We start from the raw sequence: 22,689 nt of genomic DNA, 5'->3' as shown, positions 1-22,689 counted from the left end.
ACTATCTAATCTCTACAAACCTTTGAACTGAGCATCTGTCAGGAGTTGGGGGCTGGTACCGCCAGGGATGATATAGTTTGCGCCAATTCGTGCTTTGTAAGTAGAGTAAACCTGGTAGACGGTCGAGCCTATGGTGTGAGTGCTGTCGCCACGACCTCCACCAAAGATAGCCCAGTCCGTCTCTTTATCGATATTGAAGTAACAAAGCATTTTAATCTGGGGTTTGACCGAGAGATAGTCGAATATTTCTACAATCCACTGACCCTTTGCGCCAACATTGTTACTACCGTAGTTAACGCTGCTTGTGCCATACTCTGGGATTGCTAGGGGCTTGCCGTAGCCTGAGAGGCGGTTAATCATGTCATCCAGCAGCGCAATGGGAGGTGTCCAATTTGACCAAGACTGGCTGGTGCCCCAGTTGTAGGCGTCAATACCGACCCAATCAACATAGCTATCACCTGGCCAGTAAGACTCAGCTTTGTGGAGCGGCGTACCAACATCGACGTTCATAGGTGCCCACATCCACTGCAAATGATTACTATCGATACCTTTATTTTTGAAGACCGTCCAAACATGTCGCCACATATTGATATAGTCAGTAGGCGTGTTCTGGGAGTTTTTATAACTGGCAGACCAGGGGTACCAGTCGCCGTTCATCTCATGGGCAAACCGCAGGTAGACACGGCGGTCGTCAGCATCACCGTATACACCGCCAGAACCTGCGAGAAAGCTCTTCATACTATCAGCCCAATCGTTTAAATAGCGATCGTAGTTGCCGTTGGCAATCAGCGCGTCGATATTCGGCGGTGCATAGCGATTTTTGTCGTCAGTGAAGACCTCCCACGTCACTATAGGTACGTTCCTACTATCCCAGATATTTTTCATCCTGGTGAAAGTGTCCTGCTTGTTGTTCGGGTCCCAGCTTGTAAACATGACCTGCACGGCGTGCTTTTTACCCAACCAGGATTCCATGTCGTTGATATTGGCGTAGCCAGGGAAGCAGCCTAAGAGCATATTGTTATGCGGACGGGTGCCCTGGTTGATTTCAAAGCCGCTCACTGAGGGTCGATCGGCAGCGCCCGGTGTGAAGTCCACTACAATCTGCCCCCTGGCATTTGAGGTTACCACAAATTCTTCAGCGATCGCCTTATTGATGCCCCCAGTTTGGGAGAAAATATCATAATCCCACAAAACTCGCGTACCGTTAATCGCAACGTTAAATTTGCGCTTCCCTACTGAACTCCAATAGTGTTCGTTAAAGTGAAGCTTGACAGTATGGATGACGTTCGGGGTCAAGTTCGTAAAGGTGTAGGTGAAGGTGCCGTACCGTTCGGTTTGATAAACTTCCTGATTTGCCGGGTAATAGACACCGCTACCATCGACGGGAGCGTTGCTCGACGCGGTTTGACCGCCACTGTAGTAGGCATCTGAGCCATAGATTCCGATCGCTCCTCCACCAGCATTGACGCGAATTGAGGTCACCATAAAATTCTCCTGAGGAACTACACTTTTAGTTATGTTGCAAAAACTGTTTGAGATGAGTTTAACTAAGGTTGACTTCTGTACCAAGTTGGGCGATTGTCAGCTAAAAGTTAATAAACAAGAGCCAAAAGATAAGTATCACAAGTTGGTTTCTTTGTACAGTTCTGCGGAGGCAGGTTTCGTCTGTATAGCCGCGATTTATAATCGCTATGGATAAATTAAATTTGACCTTGAGTCTGGACAAGATTACTACGTATTCTCTCACAATTCAACTAGGATTGCTATAGAAGTAACTTCACCGGAACTTTACCGGAATTTTACTATATTTATAATTTATAGTGATCGGTCTACACTAGCTATAAAAGGCAACTCAAACTTCTACTCAATGAAAAATTCAAATAAAAAATTAATACGAAATTCCTCACCATGATTTGGCGATTTCCTGACTTCTTCAAAAAATGGGTAATCAGATCAACTCAGGCTTCAATAAGCTATTCTACACTTTGTCAAAACTGCCTATCTGTCACAAATACCCGAACCCTTATCTAGATGAAGATTATGAGAATTTATTTCCCCTAACCTGTAACAAATACTGGCTGGAATTCTTCAAGAAATGTTTCTTGATTTTTCTCGTTACTGCTTGAGTAATTAGATAATTTAATAAATTCATTTAGGATTTTCTGATGAAAAATTTATCGAAGAAGGGAACGGGGAACGGGGAACAGGGATGCTTTTACTTCGTAAAAGCATTCATGTGAGATCGTTCCAGTTCCCTGTTTTAGAGGGGTCTAAAACCCCCTCTTCTATAAGTTCGCCGTGTAGGTTGGGGTTTAAATCCCCATATGTTACAGTCTGTTCCCTGTTGCCTGTTGCCTTTTAATTCCAGATGCCTTTGCTCATGCATAATTCTAGTTCTGAAAGTTTTGATGATTAACTAATGTTATGACTTCGCTAGAAAATAAAAGAAATCGCGACTACACTTTAATCATTGACAAAAGTGGTAGTATGTCTACCCCAGACCAATCGGGTGGAAGAAGTAGATGGGACATAGTTCAAGAGTCTACCTTAGCTCTAGCAAGAAAGTGCGAACAGTTAGATCCAGACGGTATTACTGTTTATGTTTTTTCAGGACGCTTTCAAAGGTATGACAAAGTAACCTCGAGTAAAGTTACACAAATTTTCCAAGAAAACGAGCCGACCGGCAGAACTAACCTTGCATCTGTACTTGAGGATGCGATAAATAACTACTTTCAGCGTAAGGCTACTGGACACAGCCAGCTTGAAGGTGAAACTATTTTAGTGATGACAGATGGAGAGCCAGACGATTGTAAAGCTGTGATGGAGACGCTTGTCAAGGCATCACGTCAAATAGAACGGGATGAAGAACTGGCAATTTCAATGATTCAAGTTGGCTCAGATCCCCAGGCAACCAAATTCCTTAAGATATTGGACAATCAACTGCAAGAAGAGGGCGCGAAATTTGACATTTGTGACACAGTTACCCTAGATGATTTGGAAGATATGAGCCTTACAGACGTCCTGTTAAACGCAATCCATGATTAAAGATGTACAGCGATAACATAATCAGCACCTATGAAACAGGAGATGTGAGATATGTTAGAAAACCGTGACTACACCATCATTATTGATAAAAGTGGTAGTATGTCTACTCCAGACCAACCGGGTGGTAGAAGTAGATGGTTGACAGCACAAGAGTCAACTTTTGCTTTAGCAAGTAAATGCGAACAATTTGACCCAGATGGGATCACAGTTTATCTGTTTTCAAGCAGATATAAACGTTACGACAATGTGACATCAAGTAAGGTAAAACAAATTTTTCAAGAAAATGATCCCTCCGGTAGCACTGATATGGCAAGTGTACTCAAAGATGCAACAAATAGCTATTTTGAGCGCAAAGCTACTGGTCAGACTAAACCCGCAGGTGAAACCATTTTGGTAGTAACAGATGGTGAACCAGACGATCCCGACGCACTGGAGAAAGTGATTATTGCGGCTTCTGGGCGAATGGAACGGGATGAAGAGCTAGCAATTTCTTTTATCCAAGTTGGCACAGATCCGCAAGCAACTCAATTTCTCAAACACCTAGATGACAAACTACAAAGCAATGGAGCAAAGTTTGATATATGCGATACAGTTACGATGGAGGATATGGAAGAAATGAGCCTATCAGAAGTGCTGCTGAACGCGATTCTTGACTAAAAAGGTGTTTACTGAAGCTGTTACTTGGAGACAAATATCTATGAATATAGTGGACAAAGCATGGGAAATGCTGAAAAACGTATCCCCTGATTTAATAATTGAATCTTTTTTAGAAAAGCTCAAACCTATTTTTGAGGAGAACAAGGATTTGTCTGACGACGAGCTTATGACAAAGATGCTTGAAGCTATCAAGAATGAGAAACTCTTTGGAGAAATATTAGCGCAAGCCGCTGCCTATGCCTTAAATAATCCAGTTTCAATGGAAGAAGCAAGCAAGGAGGTTGAAAGTAGTTACAACAATTTGGAAACAGAGGAAGAAGAGCAGCCAGAACGCAACCAAGAGGAGATATTAATGCAAAATACTTAAAAAATGTAAAATTAGGCAGATTAATCGTAGTATTCTTATAGAGAGGGCAAAAAATATGTATTACGCGATAGCTCGCGCTTTATCTGTAACAGTGCGATGGGCTATAAATGTGTATAGACGGAACACGAGAAATTAGGAATGATCCCTCCGGTAGGACTCATATGGCAAGTTTACTCAAAGATGCAACAAATAGCTGTTTTGAGCGCAAAGCTGTTGGTCAGACTAAACCCAATGGTGAAACCATTTTGGTGGTAACAAATGGTGAACTAGACAATCCTGAAGCACTGAAGAAAATGATTATTGAGGCTTCTGGGCAAATGGAAAGGGATGAAGAGCGAGCAATTTCTTTTATCTAAGTAGGCACAGATCCGCAAGTGGCTCAATTTCTCAAACACCTAGATGATGAACTACAAAGAGCTGGAGCAAAGTTTGATATATGCGAGACAGTTTCGATGGAGGACATGGAAAAAATGAGCATATCAGAAGTACTGCTCAACGCAATTCTTGATTCAAAGAGTTTTATTTACAGCTTGGAAAAAGACGAGATGTGAGACACTAAGGTTAAGTTGCAGTTTTCTTTATCCCTGATTAATACAGTTGTCAAATTGAGGTAAAAAATCTATGAATATCGTAGATAAAGCTTGGGAAATAGTTAAAAAAGTCAATCCACAATTGGCTCTTGAATCTTTTCTGGAAACTCTCAGACCTGTTTTTGATCGGCACAGTCATTTATCTAAAAATGAAATCTTTACAAAGATGCTTGAGTATATAAAGAATGAAAAACCTTTTGGAGAAAAAATAGCGCAAGCTGCCGAAATAGCTCTAGAAAAAAGAGTTTCACAAGAGGAAGCTAGTAAGAACATTGAAAGTTACGCTTTAGAAGAGGAGGAATCCGATGAGCGTGAAACTACTAAGCAAATAGAACAACCGCAGTCCTTGTAGCAGTAAGATTTTTGAGTCAATTTAGTAGAAAACAATAATATTATTCTAGGGAGACAAGATGGAATTTTTAGTTGGTGCCGTAGTTGTATTAACATGGTGGAGTGTAAAATATCTATCCTCACAGGATTCCTCACAGGATTCCTCACAGGATTGGGAGGGATATTTATCCTCACAGGATTTCTCACAGGATTCCTCGCAGGAGTGGGAGTGATAGGCTAACTACAACAGGTGTGGAAGATCTCTTGAGAGCGTACATAGCTTAGCAGCTATGTACGTTGGTCACCAATTAACTTGGATAATTATATTCTTGCATTATGAGGTTTTTTGGAAAATCTGGATCTTCATCATCAACAGATGAAGCAGATCTTCCACCCTTGCTATCTATCAGTTTCAAATAATTATTCAATAGAGTTTGCATTTTGGGTGTAAGATACTGGGGTTGGATTGTTTTTACAACCTCTATCCAGTCATTGTGAGTTGGTGATAAACCATCTGACCAATAAACTGTTTCTTTCACAAGTTTATCCAACTCGGCTCCCGAAAATCCCCTAGTTTTGTTTGCTAGGTCATTGAGAGTACTTTCATCAATAGGTGAGAGGAGTTCATAATACTTAGCTTTCGTCTGGATGATCTCCCTACGTTCCTTGGTGTTTGGTGGCATAACGATAAAAATTTCATCGAAGCGGCCTGCTCTAAATAGTTCAGGAGGAAGCTTGCTTCGATCGTTAGAAGTGGCTATCACAAAGATAGGATAGTTGTGGTCATTCAACCAAGATAAGAACATACCAAACTGCCGCGTCGAAACTCCCGAACTGTCGCCCCCAACTCCAGAAAAAGCTTTTTCAATTTCATCTATAAATAGGAGGTTAGGCGCTGACGCTTCAATTGCTCTCAATGCCTGATATGTATTACTTTCTGATTCACCTACGTACTTGGCTTGCAAACGCGAAATTTCAAAGTTAATTTGTGGGACTCCCCATTCCTGTGCGATCGCCTTAGCAATAAATGTCTTCCCGCACCCAGGATAACCTTCCAAGAGGATAGCACGCGGACGGAGCTTAGGTTGAAGAGTATCTTGCTCAAACCATTTTTTGCGTTCTTTAACCCATTTTTTAATTTCTTCTAAGCCCCCAACATTCTGAAACCCCTGCCCTTGAGGAGCATCATATTCCAAAACTCCAGTTTTCCTAATTTCTTGTTTTTTGACTTCTACAAGTAGCCGACCTGCTTCTTGAGGGTTTAACCATAAATCACGTGTTTTGATTAGCCTTCCTACTTGCTCTGCTGCTTGGAATGGCATTCCTTGAGCTTGTTTTGAGAGACTTTTGGCAATATCATGACTAATCAATTTTTTGTCAGCAGCTACTTGGAATACACTTTCATAGAGTTCTTCAGCATTTGGTAAAGCTAAATCTAAAATATGAACGCTGTTACGAAGGATCACTGGAATCGACCAATATGCACCCACAACAATTAAACTCATTCTTGGTCTGGGTCTTTTTTGATCTAAGGCAATAACTAATTCCTTAAGCTGGCGAGCTTCTTTATCAGTATCAGGTTTTATAAACGTTGACCATTCTGGTAAAAGGTAAGTATGTTGCCTGTCAGCTTGGGAATCATCTTTGCTTTGCAACTGCTCGTCTAAGAAATTCAGGGCTTTCTGAATAGGGGCTTTTGAATCAGAGGGAGAATCTAACTTTTCCCAGAAGTATTTACTTTTGTCCTTTGAGTCCATTGAAAGGTGCTCAAAGTGTTTTAAACCGCTCCATCTAACAAGTTTACCATCTCTAATCTCCTTTGAGTCAGAAATAAGGGATTGGTGGGCTTCGATCACACACCTCATGGCTCGGCTCTCTTCTGGGGAACGTAAAAAAATGAGAGGGTATTGTGAGCGTAATAAATCCTGAAGGTCACTTTTACATTTATCGTAAGGTAGTTGTTCCATAGTTAGTTACTAAAAATCAGCTTTGCCTGTAGCGTCTTCTACCGAAATCGAGCTTGTTTGTTTTGAGAGGGTTTTTGTTTTGGGTTCCCAAGGAAAAATGTCACTAGGTTTGGTGGCATTTGTGGGAATTTTTTCTCTCTTTGGAGTTGGTTCGTTAGGTGTGGAAATCTCTGTTGAGATAGGGATCGATTTAGGTTGTGGAGGAATTTTTGCTGTGTCTGGAGATTGTTCGAGGTATCCGGGGATCTCTTGATGTTTCAATTTTGTGGAGTTACCCTCCAGCATATCAAAAGCCACCCTGACAAATGAATTTCCCAAATTATCGAGTTGATCTTCTTTCAGGAAAGATTGGATCTCAGCCCGTGCTGTTGGTGTTATAGTTCCGCGCTCGTCGAACCCAGTTTCCAAAACTGCTATGTATTGCTCAATTCCCATCCAATCAGCAAGTTTCCTCAATTCCTGCTTCTTACGGTCATCCATTATTCCCATTGCTGCCAATATTTTGTAGCAAAGACTTATCAACAGTAGTTTTTCTGAACCAGAATACGGCGCTGTTAAGCTTGATACTCGAGCTTTGGTAAACTCTGCGGCTTTAACAGGATTATTGCTTATTTTTTCTAAAAGTAACCGTGCTATTTTATCTGACTTATTTTCTAAAGTACTAAGTTGAGTGAGAGTTGAGATTAACTGTTCTTTCTTGATATTGTCTATTGAAGGATTAACTTTTGTGACATAAACCAACACTATGACCAAATTTGCCAGAAAGACTGAAGGAGGTGTGATATCGGGTTGGCTGAGAGCCTCTTCAATTACTGGCGACAACAGTTTTTCAAAATTAGAGCCAATTAGGTTAGTGTTCATAAAATCTATCCAAGTAATAGCAGAAGTTCGCTAAGCAATGAACGAAAGTACGTAGAAAAATCAAAATTGCAATAAAGGATATGACATAATTATTTCACTTTATTTAGATTAATCTCGCAATTTAAAAATATGGTATAAACTCAAAACTCAACCTTGTTTTCATTAAATCTCAGATATTTAATTTTTGCCCAACCATTTGGGTTTATATCAGTAATAAAAATTTTTACATTCTCAGGAAGGCTTGTAACAATTTGCGCTCCTCCATTCTGATCAGCCTATAGGTAAAATCCATTGCCACAATTAACTCTATCAACCTGACAATTATTATGCGATCGGACTGTCAGAGCCTTTACGATCTCTGTTAATACTGTTCATGGTCTGATACAACAGAATTCTTGCATTGCCTCCTTAAGCATGGCAAATCTAAACATAGTTTATGAGAGCAATTCATGCTTGTCGATACAGATAAGGTCTTAAAAGTTCATATAATGTTCACCTAATCTTCACATCAGGGATCAGCTATTCGTAATGAATTGCAGTGGCGAAAATGGGCGAGGTGAAAAAAGTATTACAATTTACTTGCCAATAGCAGTAAATGCAGCCCAATAATAAGGAGATTCAAATGGTTTATTGCTCGTTAAATTTTCTGATTGCGGTCTGTTTACTCTAACCTCACGATCTTTGGTGATATCTAGAGGCTGTAAAGAACTTTGCCATTTTTCTAAATCTTCCCACGTTATATCCCGCAGCCACTTTTGCGCTTGGTTTAGTGCTACTGCTATGGAAACATCTTGACCGAGAGTAAAAGCTTCTTGGAGATTCTGCAAGAATTTTATCATCAAATATGCTGTAGATTTATCGTTGACTGTCCACAGACTACTGACTACACAGGAACTTCCAGCATAGAGAAAGCCACTAGGTAAACCAATATATTCATCGCTCACACTAAGAATGTCTGTCATACCTGTTTCGCAAGCAGAAAGAATGACAAGACGGCATTGATTAAGGTTAAAATCTCGCTCAAAAAGATTACCTAAAGTCAAGCATTTGCTTAAATCTATGATTCTTCCATCCGGGGTTTTGAGATATTTTTCGGGGTCAGCATCAGCAGGAGAAGAAGAGACATATGCATCTGCTAGCAGCAGGAAAGAACTTTCAGGAGAGTCAAGGTTAAAATAACCGTGACAAGAGAAGTGAAGATAATTCACCTGTTGTAGGTTTGGTAGAGCTTGAGCGATAGATGCTTTGGTAGCTTGGCTTTTGGACAACACTTGGTGAGAAGAGAACAGAGGCAAAATATTTTCTACTTCCACGTTGGTATATCCAAGGTCTTCTGTTGGGTTTTGAATTGCAAAAATAGATTGGAAATTTGGGCGTTCTCGTTCTTGTATCTGTTGTAAAAGTTGGCAACTTGGAGCATAACTTACACCATTTGAGAATTGTTCAAACAAGAATTGTCCATTAGGTAACGGGAGTGCGTGTAGAGGAAATAGGTGTAGGAATACATGAGGAATGAGGATAAGACACGAGCAAGATTTTGGTATCTTATCGAGGATATCTTCTATTTGTAATATTGTAGCTAAATGAGTGAAGTGAGAGTTGAAACTATTGCTCCACGCAGTTCTGTTTTGATAGTAGTCAGTAAAATACTTTTGAAAATAGTCCAGCAAATCATTTCTCAGGCTATCCTGCTTGGATGTATTTAGTCTTTGGAGATGGCTACGAGTTATAATAAAAGTCTCACAGCCCGTGGTGGTAATATACCACTGGATAATCGCAGTCTGTTCATTCAAATTGGCTTGAAACTGCTTTAAATTAAAGCTAGAACCAATTAGCAAATATTTGTCTTGCAATTCATTGCGCTGCTGTCGCAATTCCTGAAGATGTTGGGCTAAAGCTCTGGGATTTATTGCTGTGCCATTTTGAATTTTATCTTGTCCTATGGCAATTTCATTTCGCAGTTGTTTTAGTTGCTGAACGACATCTGTAGGAAAAATAGTTTCAGAGTCACGGTTGAGGATAAGTTCAACTAAGTTGCGGGTTTTGCTCCGTTCAGCATATTCTATTGCTTTAGTAATGTTGCCCTGTGCTAGGCAAATTTCTACCATGTGGAGATAAAGCAGTTGCCATTGTTCTGCTTGTCGGCGTTTTGTCTCCGACCCAGAAATAATTTCCTCTCGCAGCAATTCTACTGTTTCAATGGCATCTCGAAAGGTGGCGTAAGCATCAGTGAACCGCTGTCCATCTTGGTAAAGAGTGCCTAGATTATATTTAGTTTCCACATAATTTATGGGGAAAGCATCGCGGGTGTAAACTTCCAAAGCGGCGCTGTATGCTTGGAATGCTCTTACGATATTCTCACCTGTGTTGCGATGTTCTCTCATCCTCCAACAAGCACCTCCCAGATTATTTTGCGCTGCAGCCCAAGAATAAGGGGAGGAATTGGGGGTTAATACTTCTAATACATCAGTGAAAGCATTGATCGCAAGTTGAATATTCTCAGCTTCATCACCAAATTTTCTGTCACGGTAGGCAGTCCCCAGATTAATTTGCGTCATTGCCCAATATTGAGGCAAGTCTTCGCGGGTTCTAACTTTCAACGCAGCAGTGAAAGCCTCGATCGCAAGTTCAATATTCTCAGCTTCATCGCCAAGTATTCTTTTACGGTAAGCATTTCCCAAATTATCTTGCGTAGTTGCCCAATATTCGGGGAAGGATTCAGAGGTGTAAACTTTCAGTACCTCGTTGCAAGCAGCGATCGCTCTTTCAAGATTGTCTGCTCGATCCCCAAGTATTCTCTCATAGTAAGCACTTGCCAGAGTATTTTGTGTTGCTGCCCATGGTTGGGGGAAGGCGTCGCAGGTATAAACTTCCAATGCGGCGTTGCAAGCAGCAATCGCTCTTTCAAGATTGTCTCCTTTATCACCGACTATTCTGTTACGGTAGATAACACCCAGATTATTCTGTATTAACGCCCATCGTTGAGGAAAGGAGTTGCGGGTGTAAACGTTCAATGCATCGGTATAGACAGCGATCGCTCTTTCGATATTCTGTGCTTTCTCGCCGAATATTCTCTCAAGGTAGGCATTCCCTAAATTATTTTGTGTTTCAGCCCAATCTAGGGGGAAGGCGTCACGGCTTCTAACTTCCAACGCGGCATTACAAGCAGTGATCGCTTTTTCAACATCGTCTGCTCGATCGCCAAGTATTCTAAAAAGATAGACATTCCCCAGATTATTTTGTATCATTGCCCATGGTTGAGGGAATGTATCGCGAGTATAAAATTCCAATGCAGCAGTGTATGCTTGGATAGCTTCTTCAAGATTATCCGCTCTGTTGCCACGTATTCTCTCAGAGTAGGCATTTCCCAAAGTAATTTGTGCCATTGCTGCCCATTGTTGATGCACCTGATGAGAGGTACAAACTTCCAAAGCATCAGTGCCGGTAGCGATCGCTTTTTCAATATTATCCGCTCGATCCCCAATAATTCTGTTACGGTAGGCAACACCCAAATTATTTTGTATCATCACCCTTTGCTGAGGGAACTTGTCACGAGTAAAAACTTCCAACGCAGCGGTGAAAGCATCAATGGCTTTTTCAAGGTTGTCTGCCGTATTACCAACTATTCTGCCCAAATAGGCAGCACCCAAATTCATTTGTGTTCCTGCCCATTCTTCAGAGCCACGGGTTCTAACTTCCAAAACGGCAGTGTGGATAGCGATCGCTTTTTCAATATTCTCTGCTCGATTGCCAATGATTCTGTCACGGTAGGCAGTCCCCATATTACTTTGCGTCATTGCCCAGTCTTCAGGGATCTCATCGCGGGTAAAAACAATGAGTGCCATTTCATAGCCAGCAATAGCAATTTCTATATTATTGGCTCTGTTACCCAAGGGAAATTGCTGAATAAGAGCGCTAAAGATTAGGATATTTCCGGCAATATCTTGTGCTTCATCTGGCGCAACTCTCGTAAGTTCGTTTGTTGCCCAATGTCGTAACACTTCTGCTAAATTTAAATTAAGCTTATCTATATTTGCTTCCAACAAAGGGTACACAACCTGCTCGTTGCCTCCCCTATCTGCTATTGCTTGCAATACCTCTAGTAAAAACTGGAGATATACATTTAAACGATCTGCGTCATCTGCATGCATTTTGATACCCTCAATTGCAAAGGTTAGTAATTATCAATTCTTGAAAATCCTTAGTGATTTCTTATCTCAAAATCTTTGCCCGCCGACAACACTGTTTCGTAGCTGAGAAGAAATTGCGTTACAACAGATCGTTCCAGAGGGCTAAGTGTAGGGTATGAGACCTCACCACACTCTACACTCAATCTCAAAAGTAAGATCTTTGAATGCAACTCAGTAAGAGTAGAAAAAACCTCAAGCTTCACCTAGCGAATTTTGCGCCGCAGCAAGAAAGAAATTTCTACCGTAGTCCATTCTTCATCTGCTGGGATATTGTTCCGCCGTACTTCCCGATTCCCATTACCTGTTAGCGCCATACTCAGTAACTGTTCTAAGGGCTTGTTCTGATTCGGTTGTTGCTCCCCAAGTACCATTCGCACGCCTTCTTGTAGCAACCAACTGAAATCAGTTGGGTAAGTTGTGGCAAAGAGTTTGAAAGTTTCAACTCCTCCCGCTGGGGAACCATTGTGAGGAAATGGCACATAGGGGAATGTTTCTGGCACATACAGTTTTATCTCTTCGCCTTGGCGTAGACCAATGCTGTGTTTACCAGTATGGAATTCTTGACTAGCACCCATAACAGGGTATATCTGCTCCACACCAGAAGCTAATCCTAAGTCGAGGATATAAATGTATATAGGCTTATTGTGAAGATTTTCGATCTCCATAATTAAGCGATCGCCATCTTCAAACACAATTTGTCCACTATCATTCTTTAGTTGAGCTTCTACATAGCTGCCATCAAAAGCTTGTCGCTTGAGAGTCAGTTTCACTTTGTTTTTGAGTAAGCTTTGGGAGTTGGGGTTCTTTAAAGCTAATACTGACTTATATCGCACAATTTTTTCTAAGTTTTCTCGCAGCATAGCTGTAGCGCCAGCCTCGTCTACAGGACGAATCGGCGCGGCTACCTGACCACCATTCCCAACTACAACCCAAGTTGGTTGATTTACGGCTCCCAACTGAGGCACAGGAGCATCAGCACCTACTTGGGAGCGGGGTGCGATAAGGTATACCATTGCATCAGCAATTTCGTCCTCCTGAGCAAAGTGTAGTAATTTCGACTCTTTAATTCGCTCAATCAAGTCTTTTTTTGCCACATCATAGTCAGTCGGTACTTGGATGTTCACCTTTAAGCGCATTTCCCCGTAAAAATGAGCTTCTTCTATTGCCCGAGTTCCTACAGCGATCGCACCGACTGAATTCTCTTCCAGAATCTCAGCATCAGATGTGACAGCACGAACAGCAGTAATTTTTACTTTGCCCAGTTTAAGAGTTTCTTTGTCAATTTGCTTGGTTGCTTCAGGGTAAATTGCCCATTCTGATTTCTCCGTCATGCCATGAGCCGCGCCAGCGCGTAAAATGACTTTGTTATGTTTGCGCTCGACAATGGATACAAAGCGTATAGGTTCAATATCATGCACGTTGAACAACTCCCGATCCTGCGCTCCCTCGATTTGTGGGTGCTGAACGGATTTATTTGCCGTCACTTGGATGCTGACAGGTTGAAAAATATCTCGGTAAGTTGTGCCTGATTGAGCTGAGCGTAATTCTCGGCATAAGAAGTACGTCAAAGCGCCGTGATCGATTTGACTATTACCTTCTCGTTTCGAGTATTCCCAAGCTGACTCCTCAGCACTACAACCAGCAATGAGAATATAGCGATCGCTCATCGGCAACCAGCCGCTAGAACCGATATCTCGCGTTCCTCCACTACTGCGAGTCGCAGACACTTGCGATAGCGGAAGTTGCTCGATTGGACGAGTGTCAGGTTCAACCCAGCGATCTCTAGCTCCGAAGGGATCGCGGACAATTCCCCCTGAATGACAGGAGTCAAAAATGAGGGTTATGTACGGAGTCTTTTCGCTCAAACGTAACAACCATTTGTAGAGTTCATCGTCAGTGATATCGCGGTTTTCATGGGGATCGCGTCCACTATCGTAAGGCATGATAGTTTCGTCCATGCCATCTGGTTTGTCTCTCTCGCGATCGGTCATCCGGGAACCATGTCCACTGTAATGAATAACTACAATATCATTGCGGTTTACTCGGTCTACCAATTCTTGTAAAGCCTTCAGGATGTTTTGTCGAGTTGCTTCCTCGTCAAACAATCGAGTGATTTGGTTTTCTGGAAAGCTAAAGTTTTCTTGCAGAACTTTGTTGATTAACTTTACGTCGTTTTCACAGCCCCTTAGTTGCTTATGCTCAGGCAATTTGGGATATTTATTAATACCTATTAGCAATGCCCATTTATGATTGTTGGCTGCATTATTGCTTACCATAACTTGACCTCTTGCAATTCAATCTGAAAGAAATTTTATTGTTCACCAGTTTTTCAAACGCTAATTGTTACAAGGCAATTGCTGTGCATACCATCGTTGAACACATACCACTGAAACGGAAAAAGAGGGTCAGTTGGTCGAGTGGACATAAGAAATGCCTTCGTTAATTTAGTAGATTTTGCTCTGCGCCCAAAATGGTAAGTTTTTACCTGTGAACCGAATGTCTTGACAAAGGACGGATTGTGTAGAGGTGCTTTCCACGGGTTGAATAGAGCTGATTCAACTATGGAAAAATTTTTCTCTTCACTTATAAATATATAGGTGCAAGCAATATTAACTTATGCACTTTGAAAGATAGAAAAAATCAGGGTAAACGCATCTCAGCAATTTTAAATTCAAACTTTAACAAGGGGCAGAAATCACTGGACACTGAGAGAAAGCAAATCAAGGTAGGGGTGAAGCTTGGATTAGGGATACTGACTTTTGCCCGCCTACTGAGCTTTTTGCAGGCAGTACGTAAAATCAAGATGGCTAAAATGTTTGTCAGTTGATATTGTTTTATGTCGTTCTAATTTTGGAGCTTTGATATCTCCAAAGTATTTGACTAAGCTCTGTTGAATAACCCTGATTTCTGCCAATTCCGTTCTCTAAAACTCATACAAGTTTCTATAACTTACACATTGGCATAAAAAACGAATATTCAGTGAAGTTTTTAAGCATTAAAGTTTGATTTTTTCAGAAGGAAAACAAGTAGTTAGCAACCTATCTCTTAGATAGTTGCCAGCAGTTTGAAACAAGATTTCAGGGATTCATATGATGCTCAGTTTGTATAATACCTCAGTCCTATAGTTGTAAGCAAAATTTTTGATTGACAAATACAGGTTTGTTAAAATTGACTATCAAGGAAAACCAAATTTTATTGATTTTTTCATTTAAATTCTTCATATAGCAGTAGTTTTACTGACTTCTCATACCTAGTGTAGAGCGATCACCACTAATTATCGATACAGTAAAGTTCCGGTAAAGTTCCGATAAAGTTACTTCTATGATAAAGTTTGCATAAACACCTACATAATAAATACGCTATGAACTTTGAGGAAGCGTTGGAAGTTGCTGATGAAGCCGCGTTCGTGAACGTAGGAAGACGGTTGAGTCAAGTAGAAATCGCTATCCTCAAAGGCTCTTGGGAGAATCTGACCTACGAGCAAATTGCTTCTGAAGCGAGATACTCAGTGGCGTATGTAAAGCAACATGTGGGTCCTGAACTTTGGAAACTGCTTACCCAAGCACTGGGCGAAAAAGTCAGCAAAAGCAACTTTCGCTCGGCTCTAGAGCGGTTCTGGCGCAAATCTAAGAGCGCAGAGGGAGGGGAAAAAACCTCAGAGAATTCAATCCAAAATTCAAACCCCCCTTTTTCCCCCCTTGGTAAGGGGGGATTAAAGGGGGATGCTCCCCTTGCTCAGGAGGTATTTCACAGGGGCGCAGACTGGGGAGAACAGATCGATGTCTCTATGTTCTACGGACGCACAGCAGAACTCAACATACTAGAACAATGGCTGATAAACGATCGCTGTCGATTGGTAGCACTATTGGGAATGGGGGGAATTGGAAAAACTTCTATTGCAGCCAAGCTAGCGCAACAAATTCAAGGATCGTTTGAGTACGTTATCTGGCGAAGTCTCCACAATTCCCCGCCACTTTTTGAAATCCTTGCTACCTTGATTCAATTTTTCTCCAACTTGGAGGTTTCAGAAAATGATTTACCAAAAAGCGTCAACAGTAGAATCTCACAACTGATTGAGTATTTACTCAAACACCGCTGTCTTATAGTACTTGATAATACTGAAACCATTTTGCGAAGTGGCGATCGCGCAGGATTCTATCGAGAAGGCTATGAGGATTATGGGTTACTCATCAAACGGGTGGGTCAAGAAATTCATCAAAGTTGCTTGATATTAACATCTCGAGAAAAACCCAAAGAGGTAGCATCACTTGAAGGACAAGCTCTCTCTGTTCGTTCATTACAACTGGGTGGTGTAGAGGCGGTAGCAGGACAAAAAATTTTGGAAGTTAAGGGGCTCGGTGGCTCAAAGTCAGAATTGACAACATTAGTCGAGCATTATGCAGGTAACGTCTTAGCCTTAAAGATAGTAGCAACGACGATACTAGATCTTTTTAATGGTGATGTTTCTGAATTTCTCAGACAAGAGACAGCTGTCTTTGGTAGCATTCACGAGCTTTTAGACCAGCAGTTTTCACGCTTGTCAGATTTAGAAAAGGACATCATGTACTGGTTGGCAATTAATCGCGAGCCAATTTCATTATCAGAATTACGAGAAGATATCGTATCGCGAATACCACTACAAAAATTACTGGATGCTCTAGAGTCTTTAGTACAGCGATCGCTACTCGAGAAAGCTACACTTATTAAAAACCCTCTCTCACTCTTCACACTACAACCCGTGTTAATGGAGTATGTGACCAATCAATTGGTAGAGCAAGTTTGCCAAGAAATTGCAACGCAAAATATCAAGCTTTTTAGAAGCCATGCTCTTATTAAGACGACTGCAAAAGATTATGTACGACAAACTCAAATTCGCCTCATCCTTCAACCAGTGATTGATGGTCTACTAACGGATTTAAGAAGCAAAAAAGACATGGCAAAAAACCTGACTCAAATTATAACCAAACTGCGAAAAGAATCTCCATTAGAACCGGGGTATACGGGGGGAAATGTTTTCAATCTACTCAAGCAACTGGAGACCGATCTAAGCGGCTATGATTTCTCTTACCTAAATATTTCGCAAGCAGATTTACGATGTGTAGAATTGCACAATGTAAATTTTGCTCATGCCAATTTGGCTAAGTTGGCTTTTGTTGAAAGTTTCGGAGCAATTTTATCAGTCACCTTTAGTCCTAATGGTAAACTTTTGGCTGCAGGAGATACAAATGGTGAGATTCACTTGTACCAAGTTGCAGATGGTCAACAATTGCTCATTTGCAAAGGACATAAAGGTTGGGTTTGGTCGGTCTGCTTCAGTCCTGATGGTAAGACTCTTGTGAGTGGAAGTGAAGACCAAACAATTAAGCTATGGGATACCAGCAACGGTTACTGTCTGAGAAATTTAGAAGGTCATAGCGGCACAGTATTCTCTGTAGCATTCAGTCCTGATGGTCATATTCTAGCAAGCGGCAGTGAAGACCACACCGTGAAGTTGTGGAACGTAAGTACTGGTCAGGTTTATAAAAATCTTACAGGACACACCAACTGGGTATTCTCTGTCGTCTTTAGTCCGGATGGCTATACTCTGGCAAGTGGTAGTCATGACTCCACTATAAAGCTGTGGGATACAAGTACTGCTCAACTCCTCAAAACTCTACACGGTCACACAAAGCGAGTACAGTCAGTTGCTTACTCTCTGAAAAACAGTCACATCCTAGCAAGCGCCAGTGATGACCATACTGTAAAGTTGTGGGATATAAGTACTGGTGAATGCCTCAAAACTTTACCAGGACATAGCAGTGGGCTTTGGTCAATTGCCTTTAGTCCGGATGGTCAGGTATTAGCAAGTAGCAGTAATGACCAAACAGTCAGGCTTTGGGATTGTCGCACTGACCAATGCTTCCGGATATTGGCAGATCATAGTAATCGGGTATTGTCAGTCGCTTTTAGTCCTCAAGGTACTATACTTGCTAGTGGCACTTTCGACCAAGAAATAAAAATTTGGGAGGTAAAGAGCGGTCACTGTCTCAAAACCATACAAGGTTATGCCAATTGGGTATTTTCAGTAGGATTCAGTCCTCAAGGTACTAAGCTCGCTAGCGGTACTAATGATGGCAAGGTGAGGTTATGGAACAGCAGTACAGGAAAATGTTTTAGAACCTTAAAAGGGCATAGTAATAAGGTATGGTCAATAACTTTCAGTCCAGATAGAAACATCCTTGCCAGTAGTAGTGATGACCAAACAGTGAAGCTGTGGAATATCAGCACGGGTCAATGTTTTAAGACTTTGCGAGGTCACACTGGTGGAGTCCTATCAGTTGCTTTTAGCCCTACGAGTCAGGTTCTTGCTAGTGGCGGTGAAGACCAAGCAGTCAAATTATGGGATATCAGCACGGGTCAATCTTTCAAAATTCTGCAAGGGCATTCTAACCGCATATTTACTGTCGCTTTCAGTGTAGACGATCGCATTCTAGCAAGTGGTAGTGATGACCATACAGTGAAACTCTGGGATATCCACACAGGTCAATGTCTTAAAACTTTACAAGGGCATACCAATCGAATATATTCAATTGCATTTAGCCCTAATGGTTTCATTCTGGCAAGTGCCAGTGAAGATAAGACATTGAAACTATGGGATATCCGTACAGGTGAGTGCTTGAAAACTTTGCAAGGACACGCGGGTTGGGTTCGGTCAGTTGCCTTCAGTCCTGATTCTCAGGTATTAGCAAGTAGCAGTGATGATTATACAGTAAGGCTGTGGTATGTGAGCACGGGTGAATGTCTCAAAATTTTACAGGGACACACGGGTTGGGTTTGGTCAGTTACTTTCAGCCCAAAAGGTGATGCGATCGCTAGTGGTAGCCATGATGGCAGTATTAAACTTTGGGATGTGTTGACGGGTGATTGCGTTCAAACTCTCAGAGATAAAAGACCTTACGAGGGTATGAACATCACTGGTGTTACAGGTCTAAATGAGGCAACTGTTGAAACCCTGAAAGCTTTGGGAGCAGTTGAATCTTATCCTAGTGGTTCACCACAATAATTTTGAGGGTTAAATAAAAAACCGCAGAGGCGCAGAGAACGCAGAGGAAGATAAGGAGAGGATAAGCCTAAGAATGGTTTGAATTAATTTGAAGCAGTCTTTAAGCGGACACGATATTATTCCTTATCTTCAATTTCTACAGAAACTCCTTCCAACTCAGCTTCCAACTGTTCAATAGTTGGTAATTCTAGCTATTTTCTATTGTTTTTTGTTCATACCATTCACGCTCAAGATTGTTTTTAATTTTGTCTAAAATGACGCAGTTATGGAACCAAGGAATTTGTGCAGCAACGGGATTCTCACTCCCCCTATGATACGTGAAATTTTAGAGGCAACTGTTGAAACCCTAAAAGCTTTGGGAGCGGTTGAATCTTATCCTAGCTTTGATGATTGAGATTCTTTGAGGGGAGGGCAAGGATAAGGACCTAATGCGACATCGCCCCAGCGCATGACAGTCGCACCAGCATTGGATACTGAGCCAATGGTATAGATAAGAACTAAGTCGTTTTCTTTTATTTTGCCCAATTTTGCAGCGTGGTATAGATTACTAAGAGGAAGTACTGGACCAATGTTTCCATACTGGGGATAAAGGTTGATTGTACGTTCCATCTCGATGCCTAATGCACGCGCACAAAGGTTTGCATACCAAGCTGTGGGTGTGTTGAAAGCAAAAAAGTTGATTCGATCTAAGGTCACACCCGCAGCAGCAACAGCACCTTCACAGCAAGTACGTATAGAAGGTACAGCCATGTTACTGAGTACTTTGTTTGCGTTCTTCCCTGTCCTTAGGAAAATCCGCTCTTGACCCCAAGCATCTTTTGTAAGTTCGCTGAAGAAAGCACCACAAGTCTCGGCGGTATGAACAATTTTAGTGCCAAGAATTCCCTGGTTTGATTCAAGCGAACTGACTACAAAAGCTCCTGCTCCATCGCCAGTAAACCAGGAGAGGGTATCAGTTTCTTCAATAAAGCGAGAATATGTACATGAGAGAACCACCAATACATTACGGTACTCTCCCGCTCGCACTAATGCACCGGCAGTTTGGAGTGCGACAATGGCATTTGAGCACATAGAATCCAGATTCCACGCAGCGCCCGTCAGACCTAATTGAGCAGCAAGTGCAGCAGCATTACCTGGTACGATTTGCTCTGCAATTAGCGAAGCAACAATCATGAGGTCAATTTCGTGGGGAGAAAGCTTAGCGGCTTCAATGGCATCTTTTGCAGCCTTATACTCTAGTGTTAGCGAAGATTCGTCTGAACCGAGTACTCTGCGTTCAATTGTACCACGAAAAGGGTCTTGGAGATAGGGCATCATTTCTTGGTCAAATTCGTTGCTGGGGGCTGAGTTAGCAAGCGAAAAGAGCCTCGCTAAACTTTTTTGCTCAGCAGTAGCAATCATATCGGGGTATTTTTGTCTGTAGTAATCGTTTGTACGCTTGATGCTTGGCATGCTCAATGCAAGCGAGCGAATACCGACTGGCTGGTATACCATGATAAATCTCCTTTCAGGAATTGGTTGGAAATTTGTTATAAATTTGTAGCGCCTTGAGAAATCAAACTTTGAATGCGACCTCCAATGGGTGCTAGTTGAGTTGGATCGATAATTACGTCAACAACAACCGGACTCGTTGAGTTCATTGCTTTCTCTAATGCTGCTTGTATCTCAGACTCTCTTGTGACGCGGATACCTGTAGCTCCCAGACCACAAGCAATTTTGACAAAATCCGCCTGGGCGATCGCTGTATCCATACCCTCGTAACCCTGCATATTCAAGCCTTGAGCGCACATATTGTAACGCCCGTCATTCAGTACAATCCAAACAGCAGGAATTTGGTAACTTACAGCTGTACTGACCTCATTGTTCATCAGCATCGCACCATCCCCAACAATCGTCACGGCTTTACCGTGATGGGCGATCGCAGCACCAACAACGCCTGTGGTCATATGACCCATAGATGAAAACCCTGTACTGACTCGAAAACGACCTGGTTGAGTAAATCGCAGTAGGTGAATTGCCCAAGCAAATGAGTTTCCTCCCTCAGCCATAACCACAGCATCGCTTCCCTCAACAATAATCTGTTGGATAGCATTCATCAGTACTTCCGGTCGCACCTGACTGTGTGAGCGTGGATTGATAACATGACGCTTAGGTTGCGATCGCGATATGGTCTTTGACTGATTTTGCTCCTCGCTTAAGTGCTTTAGCAACTCCTTGACAAACAATCTTACATCAGACTGAATTGCAAAGGTCTCGGCAAATGGATATGCACTTCCAGGAACCTGTGGGTCGATGTCAACATGCACAAGACCTTGGGAAGGTATCATTGCAGGATTCCAAAAAGAGGTAAATTCACCAAGACGTGTTCCCAAGACTAGCGTCCGTACAGGACGGTACTCTCGCATATATTCTAAAACCGACTTATGCCCAGCAAAGCCTGTAACGCCCACAAATTGAGGATGGTTCTCAGGGAAAATACCCTTGCCTCGTGGCGAACACATCACCATGGCTTTCGTTCTCTCAGCCAGTAGGCGAATTTCTGCTGCGGCAAAGCGAGCACCAAAGCCAACCCAAATGGCAAATGCTCCTTGTAATAACAAGTCTGCACATTTTGAAATGGTTTCTTCAGTGGCGATCGCAGAAGCAAAAGACAAACTGACCTGTGGTAAGGACGTATTGACTGAGCTCGTTTGAATATTGGTAGGGATACTTAAATGAGCGACAAAGCCACCTAATTGGGTTAAGCCTCTCGCTAGCCGTTGACAGATTTGTGGGAGTTCATCACCGGATTCAACAGTAGCCGCGTAATGAAATAATGGTTCTTTTGTAAAAATACCCGTGCTAGGCATCGTATAAGTGCTGGTTTCTTGGAGAGACCATCGACCGCGCTGCGATGTTGAGGTGGAAGCAGAGAGAAAAATGACCTTTGCTCCTTCCCAACGTGCAGCAAATAGCCCAGTTAACGCATTCGTGATTCCCGGACCAGTGGTGGTAAAGACTACGACGGGGCGATCGCTAACAAAGTACGCCTCAGCAGCTGCAAAAGCTGCTCCTACTTCATGACGAAAGTGAAAAACCCGAATTGAGCTATGTTGCAAAGCATGCCACAGTGGTACGATAGCCCCCCCCGATACACCAAATGCATATTGCACTCCCATGTTTTCCAGCATTTTGACTATTGCAGAAGCTACGGAGACAGATACAAAATCCGATTGTGGATTTAACTGGTTATTCGTAACGGGCGAGGGGGTTAAAGATGACTGAGTTGAAGCAAAAATGCCAGAACTGGATTCAGAGCTCAGAGGACTGTTCCGATCTGGTGTGAACTTCCTTCGGGTATGAAGTTTTTCCTTTTTCGCCTTACTTTTGTTGATAGGAAAAGATTTAGCGCTCATAACTTAAAAAAGTAAATAAGTGTGCTGGTAGTACCCGCTCTAATCATTAGGTATTAGAAAGATGTACCAAAAACTTGTGTTCAGTCGTGTTTGTAATTAACGAATCAATCGCACTTTCCTTAGAGGATGTTTTAAAAGTCATGATTGATGTATCAAATATTTTTTACCCCACCCTAACCCTCCCCTTTCCAAGGGGAGGGAACTGAATTTTTCTTGTTTCCCCCCTTTCCAAGGGGGGATTAAGG

The 22,689-nt window shown here is 42.0% G+C and carries 13 protein-coding genes and 2 pseudogenes; 7 read left to right on the top strand and 8 right to left on the bottom strand.

The annotated features are described in order from the left end of the window. Window positions 1-12: 12 nt before the first annotated feature. The gene (locus tag F7734_RS10575; protein ID WP_155744629.1) at window positions 13-1,485 is read right to left on the bottom strand and encodes a malectin domain-containing carbohydrate-binding protein; all 1,473 of its coding nucleotides are present in this window, start codon (window positions 1,483-1,485) and stop codon (window positions 13-15) included. A gap of 939 nt (window positions 1,486-2,424) precedes the next feature. On the opposite strand from F7734_RS10575, the gene F7734_RS10570 reads away from it, so the two are divergent. The 5 genes and pseudogenes from F7734_RS10570 (at window position 2,425) to F7734_RS10550 (ending at window position 5,011) form a co-directional block, all read left to right on the top strand. Next, entirely contained in the window at window positions 2,425-3,045 is a 621-nt protein-coding gene (locus F7734_RS10570) for a VWA domain-containing protein (RefSeq protein WP_155744628.1), read from the top strand. Window positions 3,046-3,096: 51 nt separating this feature from the next. After that, on the top strand, window positions 3,097-3,702 hold the full coding sequence (locus F7734_RS10565) for a VWA domain-containing protein (protein WP_155744627.1): 606 nt from the start codon (window positions 3,097-3,099) through the stop codon (window positions 3,700-3,702). Window positions 3,703-3,706: 4 nt separating this feature from the next. After that, window positions 3,707-4,069 (top strand): hypothetical protein, encoded by a 363-nt coding sequence (locus F7734_RS10560; protein ID WP_155744626.1) that lies wholly within the window; start codon window positions 3,707-3,709, stop codon window positions 4,067-4,069. Window positions 4,070-4,200: 131 nt separating this feature from the next. Then, window positions 4,201-4,620: pseudogene (locus F7734_RS63300) on the top strand (hypothetical protein); the annotation flags it as partial. A 70-nt stretch (window positions 4,621-4,690) separates the two neighbouring features. Beyond that, window positions 4,691-5,011, top strand: a complete 321-nt coding sequence (locus F7734_RS10550; protein ID WP_155744625.1) for a hypothetical protein — start codon at window positions 4,691-4,693, stop codon at window positions 5,009-5,011. 286 nt (window positions 5,012-5,297) lie between these two features. Here the strand turns inward: F7734_RS10550 and F7734_RS10540 are convergent, their stop codons facing one another. The 4 genes from F7734_RS10540 to F7734_RS10525 form a co-directional block, all read right to left on the bottom strand. Then, on the bottom strand, window positions 5,298-6,746 hold the full coding sequence (locus F7734_RS10540) for an AAA family ATPase (protein ID WP_243146795.1): 1,449 nt from the start codon (window positions 6,744-6,746) through the stop codon (window positions 5,298-5,300). A gap of 219 nt (window positions 6,747-6,965) precedes the next feature. Further along, window positions 6,966-7,817: a hypothetical protein gene (locus F7734_RS10535; protein ID WP_155744623.1), complete on the bottom strand. Its 852-nt coding sequence runs from the start codon at window positions 7,815-7,817 to the stop codon at window positions 6,966-6,968. A 575-nt stretch (window positions 7,818-8,392) separates the two neighbouring features. Next, on the bottom strand, window positions 8,393-11,968 hold the full coding sequence (locus tag F7734_RS10530) for a CHAT domain-containing protein (protein WP_155744622.1): 3,576 nt from the start codon (window positions 11,966-11,968) through the stop codon (window positions 8,393-8,395). Between the two features lie 242 nt (window positions 11,969-12,210). Then, window positions 12,211-14,283: a caspase family protein gene (locus tag F7734_RS10525; RefSeq protein WP_155744621.1), complete on the bottom strand. Its 2,073-nt coding sequence runs from the start codon at window positions 14,281-14,283 to the stop codon at window positions 12,211-12,213. 347 nt (window positions 14,284-14,630) lie between these two features. On the opposite strand from F7734_RS10525, the gene F7734_RS10520 reads away from it, so the two are divergent. Further along, window positions 14,631-14,834, top strand: coding sequence for a hypothetical protein (locus F7734_RS10520; RefSeq protein ID WP_155744620.1), 204 nt, complete (start codon window positions 14,631-14,633; stop codon window positions 14,832-14,834). 534 nt (window positions 14,835-15,368) lie between these two features. Then, complete coding sequence (locus F7734_RS10515; protein ID WP_155744619.1) at window positions 15,369-19,049, top strand: NB-ARC domain-containing protein; 3,681 nt, start codon at window positions 15,369-15,371, stop codon at window positions 19,047-19,049. A gap of 187 nt (window positions 19,050-19,236) precedes the next feature. Here F7734_RS10515 and F7734_RS65190 read toward each other — a convergent pair. The 3 genes and pseudogenes from F7734_RS65190 to F7734_RS10500 all read right to left on the bottom strand — a co-directional run. Continuing rightward, window positions 19,237-19,341, bottom strand: a pseudogene (locus F7734_RS65190) (DUF1016 N-terminal domain-containing protein); the annotation flags it as partial. Window positions 19,342-19,421: 80 nt separating this feature from the next. Next, the gene (locus F7734_RS10505; RefSeq protein WP_155744618.1) at window positions 19,422-20,543 is read right to left on the bottom strand and encodes a 3-oxoacyl-[acyl-carrier-protein] synthase III C-terminal domain-containing protein; all 1,122 of its coding nucleotides are present in this window, start codon (window positions 20,541-20,543) and stop codon (window positions 19,422-19,424) included. Window positions 20,544-20,578: 35 nt separating this feature from the next. Beyond that, complete coding sequence (locus tag F7734_RS10500; protein WP_155744617.1) at window positions 20,579-22,444, bottom strand: ScyA-related TPP-binding enzyme; 1,866 nt, start codon at window positions 22,442-22,444, stop codon at window positions 20,579-20,581. Window positions 22,445-22,689: the final 245 nt, after the last annotated feature.

This window comes from Scytonema sp. UIC 10036 (assembly GCF_009725235.1).
Note: the sequence above shows the minus strand (reverse complement) of the source record. Positions and strands in the feature narration are given on the sequence as shown.